The organism is Sphingomonas edaphi (assembly GCF_003583725.1).
In the GTDB taxonomy this organism is placed as follows: domain Bacteria; phylum Pseudomonadota; class Alphaproteobacteria; order Sphingomonadales; family Sphingomonadaceae; genus Sphingomicrobium; species Sphingomicrobium edaphi.
This window is the reverse complement of record NZ_QXTF01000001.1, coordinates 501084-513348: the sequence shown is the minus strand read 5'-3', so window position 1 is coordinate 513348 and position 12265 is coordinate 501084. Positions and strand designations below refer to the sequence as shown.

The window sequence follows — 12265 nt, the reverse complement described above, 5'->3', positions numbered from 1 at the left end:
TCCTAAATCCACCGCTTGCCCACTTCCCCCGTCGCGCTGCCTCGGCTAGCCGGTTCCGTAATGACTGCACTTGATATCTTCGTCATCCTCCTACTTGGCGGGGCAGCCCTGGTCGGGTTCGTGCGGGGCTTTACGCACGAGGTGTTGTCGCTACTCGCCTGGGTGGCTGGGATTGCGGCGCTGAAGTTGTTCCACACGCCGCTTTCGGAGCGGCTGGTGGACAGTGTCGGGACTGAGGCGGCGGCGAGCGTGCTGGCATTCGCGCTGCTGTTCCTGCCAGCCTACATAGCGGTGAAGCTGTTCGCCCGCGCTGTTGGCGGGCGCGCGCGGCGGTCGGTGCTGGGGCCGGTTGACCGGTTACTGGGCGGCGGGTTCGGCATATTGAAGGGCCTAATCGGCGCGACCTTGTTTTTCCTGCTGGCCAACCTTGCAACCGACTTGGTCTATGGCGGCGAGGCCGCCCGACCGGAATGGATGACTGAGAGTCGCACCTATCCGCTGCTCAATGCGACGGGCCGAGCGGTGGTCGATTGGGTCGAGCTGCGCCGCCACGAAGGAAATGAGAATTGATCCGCCTGCATGACACGATGGCGCGAGAAAAGCGCGAGTTCGTCCCTGCCGACCCAAGGCGAGTGACGATGTATGTCTGCGGGCCGACGGTCTATGGCCGCGCCCACATCGGTAATGCCCGCCCTGCGGTGGTGTTCGACACCTTGGCCCGGCTCATTCGCCATCATTACGGCGAGGAAAGCCTAATCTATGCCCGCAACGTCACCGACGTCGACGACAAGATTATAGCGTCGGCCCGCGACGAGGGCGTGGACACGTCCGTGGTTACCGACCGCTATGAGCAATTCTACCTAGAGGACATGGGCGCGCTGGGCGTCAGCCCGCCGACTATCGCGCCGCACGCGACGCAGGAAATCGGGCCGATGATCGCCATGATCGCGGAGCTCATCGACAAGGGCCACGCCTACAAGGCGCAAGGCCATGTCCTTTTCGATGTGTCGAGCGATCCCCATTATGGCGCGTTGAGCCGCCGCGACCGTGACGCGATGATTGCCGGAGCGCGCGTCGAGGTTGCACCCTACAAGCGCGACCCAGCTGATTTCGTTCTATGGAAGCCGAGCGACCCGGGCGTTGTCGGCTGGGATAGCCCGTGGGGGCGGGGCCGCCCAGGCTGGCACATCGAATGTTCGGCGATGATCCGTGCGCATTTGGGCGAGACGATCGACATCCATGGCGGCGGGCTGGACCTCATCTTCCCGCACCATGAGAATGAGATTGCGCAAAGTCGCTGCGCGCATGGCGGGGCGCCGCTGGCGCGATACTGGGTGCACAATGGCTTCGTCGACATGGGCGCGGAGAAAATGTCCAAGTCGCTGGGCAACGTCGTGACCCCCGAGCAATTGCTGAAGAGGCACAAGGGCGAAACGCTGCGCCTTGCGTTGTTGTCGGCGCATTATCGCCAGCCGCTACCATGGACCGAAAGCCTCATCGCGCAGGCGAAGGCGACGCTCGACGGCCTGTATCGCCGCGCGGGCCATGCGGAGCCCGGCGAGGTCGACGCGGGCGTTGTGGACGCAATGTCCGACGACCTGAACACGCCGCTAGCCCTGTCGCGACTGGCCGCGATCGACAATCCGGCCACGCTGGTAGCGTCGGCGCGGCTGATGGGCCTCCTTAGCTCAAGCGCCGACGAATGGTTCCGCGGCGATGGCGACAGCGGGAATATCGAGGAGCGAATTGCCGCGCGGTCCGAGGCCAAGGCGCGTCGCGACTTCGCCGAAGCCGATCGCATCCGCAACGAGCTCCAGGCCGAGGGCGTGCTGTTGGAGGATGGGCCGGGCGGCACGACCTGGCGACGGGCGTGAGCGAGCCGCTTTACACGCGTGACATCCTTCGCCTCGCGGCGTCCATTCCAAAAATGGTCCGTTTTGCCGAACTCGAGGCGGCGACCGAGCGACGCTCCCCAACCTGCGGTAGCCGCGCACGGGTCGCAGTCGAGCTTAACGGGGACGGACGAATCATCGGCTTGCGGCAGGCGGTGGAGGCTTGCGCATTCGGGCAGGCGGCGGCGGCGCTGATGGGCCGTTCGGCCGCCGGCCGGAGCCGCGGCGAGGTCGCGGTCGCCGTCGCAGGAATCGAAAACTGGCTTGCGGGCGACGATGGGTCGGTCGATGCATGGCCAGGGCTGGAGGTTCTGGCACCGGCGCGCGCCCGGCGGGCACGTCACGGTGCAATCCTGCTGCCTTTCCGAACGCTGCTGGCGGCGATGGAGGAGGGACGATGAGCGTCGAGACTCACGCGGTCGCGGAGACAACCAAGGCGCTGCTCGAAGGCGGCGCGATCATGCTCGGCACCGCGCTGATCTTCGTTACTCTGTTCCGCAAGCTGAGGCTTGGCGCGACGCTTGGATATATTGTCGGCGGCGTACTGATCGGGCCGCAGTTGTTGTCGCTGGTCGACGATCCGGAGGACCTATCAAGCATTTCCGAAATCGGCATTGCGCTACTGTTATTCATCGTCGGCCTGGAGCTGAACCCCGGCCGGCTCTGGCGGCTTAGGAAGGACATATTCGGCCTCGGTCTTTCCCAAGTCGTCCTGTGCGGCGTGGCGCTGAGTGTTTTCATCCACCTGGCGCTCGGCGTGACGCCGGAAGCAGCGCTGGCGATCGGGCTGCCGCTGGCGCTTTCTTCGACCGCGCAGGTGCTGCCGATGCTGCGGTCGGACGGCGACCTCAACACGCCGGCGGGGGAGCGGACCTTCTCGATCCTGCTGTTCCAGGACCTGGCGATCGTGCCCATGATCACGATCATCGCTGCCATGTCGCGGGTCCCGCCGGACCCGAGCGCCCCGGGTGGCTGGACGCTTGCGCTCTATACCGTCGGGGCGATCGTCGGACTGGTGCTTGCGGGGCGCCTGATCCTTAACCCCATGTTCCGGCTGATCGGGCGGCTGGGCGAGCGCGAGTTGTTCATCGTCGCTGGGTTGTTCACAGTCATTGCGTCGGCGGCTTTAATGCACGCGCTGGGGCTGTCGGTCGCGCTGGGCGCATTTATTGCCGGCGTAATGCTCGCGGAAAGTCCCTACCGGCACGAATTGGAGAGCGACGTCGAGCCATTCCGGTCGATCCTTCTGGGGCTATTTTTTCTATCGGTCGGGATGCTGCTCGATCTTAGCGCGATTGCCAGCCGGCCGCTGTTCGTCGTCGGCATTACGCTGGCGGTGATCGTCATTAAATGCCTGATCATCGCGGGCTTGGCGCGGGCGTTCGGCAACGGTTGGCCGCGCAGCATTCGATTGGGACTGCTGCTCAGCCAGGCGGGCGAATTCGGCTTCGTCCTGTTCGCCCAGGCCGATGGGGCGCAACTGATCCTGCCCGAGGCGGCATCATTGTTCAGCGCGGTCGTGGTGCTGTCGATGGCGACGACCCCGTTCCTGATGCGCCTGACCGACTGGATGGAGCGCCGCGAGGAAGCGAGCGGCCGCGGACTCGAGGGACCGGAGATGTCCCCGGATTCGAGTGTCATCGTCGTCGGTTACGGCCGCTTCGGGCAGACGGTCGCGCAGATGCTGATGGCCAAGCGCATCGGAGTCACGCTGATCGACAAGAAGCCGACGATGATCGAGCGTGCGGGCGAGTTCGGCACTAAGGTCTATTATGGCGACGGGATGCGCATCGACCTGCTGCGCACGGCTGGGGCGGAGACGGCCAAGGCCATTCTGTTCTGCAACGACAATCTGGAAGGCGAACTAACCCGGTCTGCGCTGATGCAGGTGCTGGAGGCCTTTCCACAGGCGGCGGTGATGGTGCGGGCATTCGACCGGGTACACCTGATGTCGCTCGACGGGCTGGACCTGGCTTTTGCCCAGCGGGAGCTGTTCGACAGCGCGGTCGTGATGGGGCGCGCGGCGCTGAAGGCGGTTGGCGTCGAACCGGCCGAGGCGGAACGCGTCGAGCGTGAATATCGATTGCGCGATTGCCAGCGGCTTGAACGGCAAAGCGCGACGGGTGATCTGCACGCGGGCGAGGAGCGTTCGTTTGGGCCAAGGCGCTCGCTCCCCGACGAGGAAATGCCAGGCTAAGTCGAGCGGTTCAGGAAGTCGGCTAGGTGGCGCGGATCGACGCTGTCGTCGATGAACGCGCGGCCGATGCCGCGAGCGAGGACGAGGACCTGGCTCGAGCCGGTGTTTTTCTTGTCGCGGCCGATGCGCTCGGTGAGGATTGCACCTCGATTTGCCAATCCGACCTCCGCGAGCCGCGTTGGCAAGCCGACCGAAGCGAAGTGAGCTGCCACCCGTTCCGCGTCGCTGGCGGGAGCGATGCCGGTCTCCGCCGACAGGCGATAGGCAAGGGTTAGCCCCAGCGCGACCGCTTCGCCGTGAAGCAGCGAGCCAATGCCCGCTTCCGCCTCGATCGCATGGGCGAAGCTGTGGCCGAGGTTAAGAAGCGCCCGCTGGCCAGACCGATCGCTGATGTCGCCTTCGACCAGCCGGGCCTTCGAACGGATTGCGGTGGTGATGGCGTGTAGCCGGAGGTCCGGATGACCCGCGAGCAGGCCGCGTCCGTTTGCCTCGCACCAGGCGAAGAAGGTGGGGTCGCCGATCAGGCCGTATTTAACGATCTCGGCGTATCCGGAGCGAACCTGGCGCTGGTCGAGCGTATCCAGCATGGCCGGGTCTGCGACGACGAGGGCGGGCTGGTGGAAGGTGCCGACGAGGTTTTTCTCGCCAAAGACGTCGATCGCGGTCTTGCCACCGATCGCGCTGTCAGCTTGGGACAATAGGGTCGTCGGGACATGAATGATTGGACAGCCGCGCTTGAACAGCGAAGCGGCCAAGCCAGCGAGATCGCCCACGCTTCCGCCGCCCAAGGCTACGACCGGCGTGCGGCGACCCACGTTCAGCCTTGCGAACTGCTCGAGCAGTTCGTGGAGCTGGTCCCAGTCCTTCGCCGCCTCGCCGGACGGGACGAAAAGCGGATCTGCGCCAAGCGCGCTGACGATCGCGGCGCCGTGGAGCGCGAAGACCCTCGGCTCGGTTACCAGTACCGGCGTAGTACCGGCGGCTAGGTCGCGGATCCGATCAATGCCCGCTTCGACGGGACCGACCAGAACGTCGTAGCCGGCATGGCTACTACCGACCCGGATAACAGTCATGACGCGAGGTATTTGAAAAGCGCGTCGACGATCGCGTCGACAACATTGCCATGCGCCCCGGTGCCTGTGCTGCGCACATGGATCTTGGCCTCGGAATAATAGGATTGCCGCTCTTCCATCAGACGCGAGAGAATTTCAGCGGGATTGCCCTTGTGCAGCAAAGGCCGGTTGTTCCTTCGCGCCGTGCGTTCGGCAAGCACGTCTACCGGCGCATCTAGCCATACGGTGATCGCCCGATCGTTCAGCAATTGTCGGGTGCGGGGATCGTTGAACGCGCCGCCGCCAGTCGCGATGACCCGGACATCGCCTTCGACCAGGCGGGCAACCAGCCGGCGCTCCCCGTCGCGGAAATCATGTTCGCCAAAGCGTTCGAACAGTTCGGCGGTCTTGGAACCGGAGGCTTCTTCGATGGCGACGTCGCTGTCCACGAAAGGAAGACCGAGGCGGCGTGCAAGGCGTCGCCCGACGGTGGACTTTCCGGCGCCCATCATGCCCACGAGTACAATCGGGCGGTCGAGGAGGTCGGTCAGCTTTTGCACTGGCTGGGGCTATACATAGCGGGGCAAGGTCGGGCAAAAGCCTTTCTTGCAACTTCACGTCCCCTTAGCGGAGCACCCATGCCTCGAGGCCTGATTTTCCTGATCGTCATCGTCATCCTGCTCGTTGGCGGCCTCTATTTCCTGTCTCGCAGCGTCGAAGAAGTACCGACCCAGACCATCGAGGCCGATGTCACTGCCAATGCACCGTCGAACTAAGCAGCTGTTCGCTGGATCTGCCGCGCTCGCGGCGGCTCTGGCGTTGCCCGCCATTGCGCAGGATCGGCCGGAATCGATCCTGCCGCCCGGATTCGGCGAGCCCGCGACGCCCGCGCCCCAACCGACCGTCCCAAGTCCGCAACCGTCCGCCTCATCGCCGCGGCCGGAGGCAAGCGGCCCGTCCGAGAGCGCCGGGGTCGAGATCGTTGACTCGCTATCGCCACTGGAGGCGGTTGCAGTCGCGCCGGCGCCTCAGGTCGAATTTCCGGCAACTGCCCGCCGCGATCCGCGCTTCGCGGGAACGCTGGACCCGGTCGATGTCGGCCTCGGCGCATCAGCCTGGGGTTCGATGAGCGGCAAGTCGCTGCAAATCGTCATGCGCCGGATGGACACGCCACTGGCGTCGCGCTGGGCTCATATCGGCCTGCGTAATGCGCTGTTGGCAAAGGCGGCATCGCCGTTCGGGGTCAACCCTTACGACTGGGCGGCCGAGCGTGCCTGGCTGTTGCTGCGCATGGGGGAAGCCGATGCCGCGAGATTGCTGGTCGCCAGCGTCGACAGCGACCGCTTCACCCCCAAGATGAAACAAGTGGCGCTGCAGTCTGCGTTGGCCAGCAGCGACCCGTCCGCGATGTGCGCATTGGAAGACAGCCTGTCCAAGGTTGAGCCGCGCGTGAGCTCGCTGGTGTCGGCTATCTGTGCCTCGCTGTCAGGCGAGGCCGAGCGTGCCGCTGCCGACATTGAAGCGGCGAGACGCCGGGGCCGCGTCGGAGCAATCGACCTGGCGCTTGCCGACAAGGTAGTCGGGGCCGGTGCGGAAACCGCGCGTGCCGTAACCATCGAGTGGGAGCCGGTCGATAGGTTGAATAGCTGGCGATACGGCTTGGCGACAGCAACGGCGATGATGCCGCCGGAGCGACTGGTCAATGCGTCCAGCCTGCAAATGCGGGCGTGGCTCGCGAGGGCGCCAATGTTTCCCGCTAGCCAGCGCATACCGCATGCCCGGACCGCGGCCGCGCTTGGAGTCTTTTCTAGCCAGGCGCTGATCGACGTTTATTCGAGCGCATATGACGCGACGGATCCGGACGAACTGGGCAGCACCGATGCCTGGCAGCTCAGGCTGGCGTTCATCGGCAAAGACCAGGATGCGCGCCTCGATGCGATGCGCAAGCTGTGGGGCAATTCGCAAGGATCGTTCGACCGGATGGCGGCGCACGTCCTGCTCTCCCGCGCAGCGCGCCGGATCGCGCCAACTGCGGACCTTGAATCGGACTCAGTCGATATCGTCGCTTCCTTGTTGGCCGGCGGGTTCGATCGCGAGGCAGCGCGCTGGGCGGGGACGATTGGCGACCTGGACGACCAGCAGGCGGATGCCGTCTGGGCGATGCTTGCACTTGGCGCGCCGGCAGGAACCGCCATCACCATCGACGCCGGCCGGATCGACGATTTCGCCGACCGCGACCAGAGCGAGGGCAAGCAGCGCACGGCCTTGCTGATTGCCGGACTGGCGGGCCTTGGGCGCATTGATCCAGCAACAGCCGGACGACTCAACCGCGAATACAGCCTTGGCCTGGGGGCCGAAACAAGCTGGACGCGCCTGATCGACGGGGCAATGCGGCGGCGGCAGTCGGGCACTGCGATGGTGCTGGCGGCGAGCGCGCTGCAGGGCCGTGAATTCGACGAGGTCGGCCCCATGTATCTTTTTCACGCCGTGAACGCGCTTCGGCGAACGGGGCAGGACTATCTTGCCCGAATGATCGCGGCGGAGGCGCTGGCCCGCGCGTGACGCCGGACGACCGGGCCCTGGTCGACCGGTTCTGCGACATGATGGCCGCCGAAGCTGGCGCTTCGCGTAATACGCTGCTTGCCTATCGCAGTGACCTTGCGTCGGCAGTCGACGCCGTCGGGTCGCTGGAAAAAGCGGGGGCGACCGAGCTAGGTCGGCTCGGCGAGGCATGGGCGAAGCTTTCGGCCTCGACCGTTGCGCGCCGATCGGCAGCGTTGCGCCGCTTCTACGGCTTCCTGTTCGATGAAGGCTTTCGGGCGGACGATCCATCTGCTGCGCTGCCACGGCCGCGGCTGCAGCGACCATTGCCGAAGGTGCTGGACAGCGAAGAAGTCGAGTGCATGTTCGCGGTCGTCGAGGAACGGGCTTCGAGCAACGAGCCTTTGGCGCTTCGTAACCTCGCGCTTCTCGAGTTACTGTACGGCTCGGGATTGCGGGCAACCGAGCTGGTATCCTTGCCACGGCGAGCGGTGCGCGCCGGACAGCCGTTCCTGATGCTGCGTGGAAAGGGGGAGAAGGAGCGATTGGTGCCCGTCTCTGAGCGGGCGGCGGCGGCTGTGCAGAAATGGCTGCCCCATGCCGACGGAGGCAGCAGCTGGCTGTTCCCCAGCGGCAAGTCCCACCTCAGTCGCGTTCGCCTGTTCCAGCTTGTCCGGTCGATGGCTGCGCTCGCGGGCATTGCGCCTGATCGCGTCAGCCCGCACGTTCTTCGCCACGCCTTCGCGACGCACCTCCTCGCGGGTGGAGCGGACCTTCGCGTCCTGCAGTCACTGCTGGGTCATGCCGACATCGCGACGACGCAAATCTATACCCATGTCGATTCCGCGCGTCTCGTGGAATTGGTCAATAGCCGCCACCCTCTGGCGACCGATCCTCGTTGACGCGCCCGCGCCCGCCGCTTACCCCGCGCAGCCGATGCAGACCTATCTGGAATTTGAAAAGCCGATTGCGGCGCTCGACTCGAAAATCGACGAGCTGCGCGAAACCGCGAGCGCGGGCTCGATCGACATCGACCCGGAAGTCGCCAAGCTGGAGGCTAAGGCCGCCAAGCTGCTGAAAGACACTTACGCCAAGCTGACGCCGTGGCAGAAGACGATGGTGGCCCGCCATCCAGAGCGGCCACACTTCAAACATTATGTTGCGGGCCTGGCCGACGACTTCATGCCGCTGGCAGGCGACCGCGCATTTGCTGACGATCCGGCGATTATCGGCGGTCTTGCCCGAATCGAGGGCCGCCGGGTGATGCTGATCGGCCATGAGAAGGGCGACGATACAGCGAGCCGGCTGAAGCATAATTTCGGCATGGCCAAACCGGAAGGATATCGGAAGGCGATCCGCCTGATGCAGCTTGCCGACCGCTTCGGCCTGCCCGTCGTCAGCTTGGTCGATACGTCGGGCGCTTTCCCGGGCGTGCAGGCCGAGGAACGCGGACAGGCGGAAGCCATCGCCCGCTCCACGGAACAGTGCCTGGCGCTTGGCGTCCCGCTCGTCGCGGTGGTCGTCGGCGAGGGCGGGTCCGGTGGGGCCGTCGCCATCGCTGCTGCGAACCGCGTCTTGATGTTCGAACATGCGGTCTATTCGGTAATTTCGCCCGAGGGCTGTGCATCCATCCTGTGGCGGACCGCGGATAAGGCCGCCGATGCGGCCGAAGCGATGCGCGTCACAGCCACTGACCTGCAGGCACTTGGCGTGGTCGATCGGGTTGTTCCTGAACCGCTAGGCGGCGCTCACCGCGCGCCGGGGGAAGCGATCGCTAATCTCAAGGCCGCCGTAATCGAGGAAATCGACGGGCTGGCGAAACTGGACCGGGGCCAGCTCCTGGAACAGCGGCGGTCGAAGTTCCTGGCCATCGGCTAGGCGGAACCGGAAGCGCATTCACGCCGTTCACCGCACCGAAATCCGTGATCGGTGATGGAGTAGACGATGCGTATTGCCCTGGCCCTGCTTGCTGCGACTGCTGTCGGGATCGTCCCGGCGGCCACGCAGGCGCAACAGCAATATCTGAACCAGCGCGACGTTCAGGAAGCCGCGCGCCAACATCCGGAGATGGTAGCAGAATTCGGCGGTGCGGAAACGGGTCCGCGCGCGGCATACGTCCAGAGCGTCGGTCGCCGGATCGCGGCCTTTTCCGGTACGGCCAACGCCGGGCAAGTCTATCGTTTCACAACGTTAAATAGCGCAGTGGAAAATGCCTTCGCGGTGCCGGGCGGCTACGTCTACATTACCCGACAGTTGATGGGTATTATGAACGACGAGGCCGAGCTGGCCTTCGTCGTCGGGCACGAGACGGGCCATATCGCCGCCAATCATGCGCAGGCTCGGAAATCAGCGTCGCAGAATAATTCGATCCTCGGCGTGCTTGGCGCCGTCCTGGGAGCTGTTGTCGGCAACAATGTGTTCGGCAACCTCATTTCCCAGAGCGCGCAGCAATTTTCGAAGATGCGCTTGTTGAGCTTCTCGCGCGATCAGGAATATCAGGCCGACGTGCTTGGCATTCGATACCTCGCTGCGGCAGGGTACGACCCCAATGCAAGTGCGTCGATGCTGTCGCAGTTGGTGCGGTCGTCGGCGCTGGAGTCCCGCATCCAGGGCGACGCAAACCGGTCGACCCCGGAATGGGCTAGTACTCACCCCCTTAGCCAGAACCGAGTTGCGCAAGCGTCCCAGGCGGCTCGCCGGACTGGCAAGTCGGGACAGGGCATGCGCAACCGGAACGCATTCCTCAACCAGCTTGAAGGCGTCACGGTCGACGACGATCCGGCGCAGGGCATCATTGAAGGCCGCAGCTTCACTCACCCCGACCTACGCATGCAGTTCACCGTTCCCACGGGTTACCTGATGCAGAACGGAACGCGGGCCGTAACCATCCAGGGTTCCGGCGGGCAGGCACAATTTTCCGGCGGCCGCTTTGCCGGCAGCATGGACAGCTATATCGGGCAGGTGCTGCGGCAGTTGACCGGCGGGCGTACGCAAATCGCGCTAGGACCAATGCAGCGGACGACCGTCAACAGCATGCCCGCGACCTATGTCGTCGGCCGGGCAAATACGTCGTCCGGGGCGGTTGATGTCGGCGTCTTTGCCTATCAATGGGATCGGGACACCGTCTATCATTTCGTCACATTGACGCAGGCCGGGCAGGGGCTGGCTCCATTCGCATCGATGTTCAATTCACTGCGTCGGATTAGCGCCAGCGAAGCGGCGGCGATCCGCCCCCGCGTGATTGACGTAGTAACGGTCGGGCGCGGCGATACCCTAAGCTCGCTGGCCGGCCGGATGGCCTACCGCGATTTCCAGATGGATCGCTTCCTCACTCTCAACGGTTTGACAGCCAATAGCCGCCTGACGCCCGGCCAGAAAGTGAAGCTGGTCGTTTACGGCCTACGCAGGAGCTAAAGCTTACATCACCTCTTCGACTTTATTGTCGAGCTTTCCCCACATACCGTTAGCGCCACCGCCGAGCGCTTTCATGGCGCCCATGATGGCGATGATGATCAGAGCCGCAATGAGCCCATATTCGATGACGGTCGCGCCGCGTTTGTCCGAACGCAGCTTGCGACCGAATATACGGATAGCGAGCACGCCACCCTCCTCTGGTCTTGGTCCACAGTGCAGGTTTAGACCCGAAACGATTAAGATTTGATTGGGGGAAATCGGTTAATTTACTGGTTGCCCCGATTGTTGTGACCAGCCGGCAAAGTGGAGAATTTCCACGATCTCCGGGGACTTTCCGCCGATGGCCGCCGCCGCGAAAGCAGCTTCGGCACGTTTGGCGGCGCCTTTTGTTAACCCGGGCGCGCGTTGCCGCAGGACATTGGTCGCGCCCATCGTCCGTAGGTCCTTCACCAAGGCGCTAAGGGTCGAGTAGCGCAGGGTGACCCGATCCACGTCCACGACTGGCATGCCAAAGCCCGCTGCCGATAATAGGCCCGCCAACGACGACGCTTCGATCCGCGGATGGGTCCGTGCCGTCACGCGTCCGCTCTCTCGCTCCGCCTCAATCAGCGACGAGCGCAACAGGGGCAAGCTGTTGCCTCCAGCCATCGCCCCGATGAGCAAAGAATCCGGCACCAGTGCGCGGTGGATGAGCGTCAGCGCTAACGGCAGGTTGTCGACGGTATCGAGTGTCCCAATCGCGATGCAAAGATCGAACTGTTCGATGCCGAAATCGAACATATCCTCCTCAACCGCCAAGCCGCCGGCGGCCTCGGCAAACATTGGACCGGGATCGAATATTTCGACCTCGTCCGAGAACCGGCGGACCCGTTCAACCCACGCGCGGTCCGGACAGCCGAGTAGCATTGCGCGCCGGAACGGCCGGGCGACGTCCCGCAACCGGTCGAGGCACTCATCGAATGCGCGATCGAGAAGGAAAAGTTCGGGGCCGAGCCGCGCGGCGCGGTCGCGGCGGAGCGCCCGCAGTTTGGGATCGAACAGCTTGCTAGTCACGGGCGCGCTTGTGCGGCCGTGTTGCGCGCGCGACAAGTGGCGAAGGATGTCTTTACCAGCCGGAGCTGGGCGGAAGCCTGTGTAAGGGCGCTTCGCAAGGTTGGCACGGCGGATGG

The 12265-nt window shown here is 64.5% G+C and carries 13 protein-coding genes; 9 read left to right on the top strand and 4 right to left on the bottom strand.

What is annotated here, in order from left to right:
* The first annotated feature begins 60 nt into the window (after positions 1 to 60).
* Genes D3M59_RS02620 through D3M59_RS02605 form a run of 4 tightly spaced genes read left to right on the top strand, consistent with a single transcriptional unit; the run spans position 61 to position 4089 of the window.
* Entirely contained in the window at positions 61 to 570 is a 510-nt protein-coding gene (locus D3M59_RS02620) for a CvpA family protein (protein WP_119531328.1), read from the top strand.
* Positions 567 to 1874 (top strand): cysteine--tRNA ligase, encoded by a 1308-nt coding sequence (gene cysS, locus D3M59_RS02615; RefSeq protein ID WP_119531326.1) that lies wholly within the window; start codon positions 567 to 569, stop codon positions 1872 to 1874. Before D3M59_RS02620 ends, cysS begins: the two co-directional genes overlap by 4 nt.
* Positions 1871 to 2293 carry an iron-sulfur cluster assembly scaffold protein gene (locus tag D3M59_RS02610; protein WP_119531324.1) on the top strand — a complete coding sequence of 141 codons (423 nt, stop codon included), beginning with the start codon at positions 1871 to 1873 and terminating at the stop codon, positions 2291 to 2293. The genes cysS and D3M59_RS02610 overlap by 4 nt, the downstream gene beginning before the upstream one ends.
* Positions 2290 to 4089, top strand: coding sequence for a monovalent cation:proton antiporter-2 (CPA2) family protein (locus tag D3M59_RS02605; protein ID WP_119531322.1), 1800 nt, complete (start codon positions 2290 to 2292; stop codon positions 4087 to 4089). The genes D3M59_RS02610 and D3M59_RS02605 overlap by 4 nt, the downstream gene beginning before the upstream one ends.
* Here the strand turns inward: D3M59_RS02605 and D3M59_RS02600 are convergent.
* Positions 4086 to 5162 (bottom strand): 3-dehydroquinate synthase family protein, encoded by a 1077-nt coding sequence (locus tag D3M59_RS02600; RefSeq protein ID WP_119531320.1) that lies wholly within the window; start codon positions 5160 to 5162, stop codon positions 4086 to 4088. The genes D3M59_RS02605 and D3M59_RS02600 overlap by 4 nt on opposite strands.
* A complete protein-coding gene (locus tag D3M59_RS02595) occupies positions 5159 to 5701 on the bottom strand; it encodes a shikimate kinase (RefSeq protein WP_233543109.1) in 543 nt (180 codons plus the stop codon). The genes D3M59_RS02600 and D3M59_RS02595 overlap by 4 nt, the downstream gene beginning before the upstream one ends.
* A 78-nt stretch (positions 5702 to 5779) precedes the next feature.
* Here D3M59_RS02595 and D3M59_RS12025 point away from each other — a divergent pair, with 78 nt between their 5' ends.
* The 5 genes from D3M59_RS12025 to D3M59_RS02575 all read left to right on the top strand — a co-directional run bounded on the left by D3M59_RS12025 (position 5780) and on the right by D3M59_RS02575 (position 11096).
* Positions 5780 to 5917: a hypothetical protein gene (locus D3M59_RS12025; protein ID WP_158581928.1), complete on the top strand. Its 138-nt coding sequence runs from the start codon at positions 5780 to 5782 to the stop codon at positions 5915 to 5917.
* A complete protein-coding gene (locus D3M59_RS02590; RefSeq protein WP_119531318.1) occupies positions 5901 to 7703 on the top strand; it encodes a hypothetical protein in 1803 nt (600 codons plus the stop codon). The genes D3M59_RS12025 and D3M59_RS02590 overlap by 17 nt, the downstream gene beginning before the upstream one ends.
* Positions 7700 to 8584: a tyrosine recombinase gene (locus D3M59_RS02585; protein ID WP_119531316.1), complete on the top strand. Its 885-nt coding sequence runs from the start codon at positions 7700 to 7702 to the stop codon at positions 8582 to 8584. Before D3M59_RS02590 ends, D3M59_RS02585 begins: the two co-directional genes overlap by 4 nt.
* A 34-nt stretch (positions 8585 to 8618) precedes the next feature.
* Positions 8619 to 9560, top strand: coding sequence for an acetyl-CoA carboxylase carboxyltransferase subunit alpha (locus tag D3M59_RS02580; RefSeq protein WP_119531314.1), 942 nt, complete (start codon positions 8619 to 8621; stop codon positions 9558 to 9560).
* A gap of 66 nt (positions 9561 to 9626) precedes the next feature.
* Positions 9627 to 11096 (top strand): M48 family metalloprotease, encoded by a 1470-nt coding sequence (locus tag D3M59_RS02575; RefSeq protein WP_119531312.1) that lies wholly within the window; start codon positions 9627 to 9629, stop codon positions 11094 to 11096.
* 3 nt (positions 11097 to 11099) lie between these two features.
* On the opposite strand, the gene D3M59_RS02570 is transcribed toward D3M59_RS02575, so the two are convergent.
* Complete coding sequence (locus D3M59_RS02570) at positions 11100 to 11282, bottom strand: Flp family type IVb pilin (protein ID WP_119531310.1); 183 nt, start codon at positions 11280 to 11282, stop codon at positions 11100 to 11102.
* Positions 11283 to 11357: 75 nt separating this feature from the next.
* Positions 11358 to 12149 (bottom strand): class I SAM-dependent methyltransferase, encoded by a 792-nt coding sequence (locus tag D3M59_RS02565; RefSeq protein WP_119531308.1) that lies wholly within the window; start codon positions 12147 to 12149, stop codon positions 11358 to 11360.
* Positions 12150 to 12265: the final 116 nt, after the last annotated feature.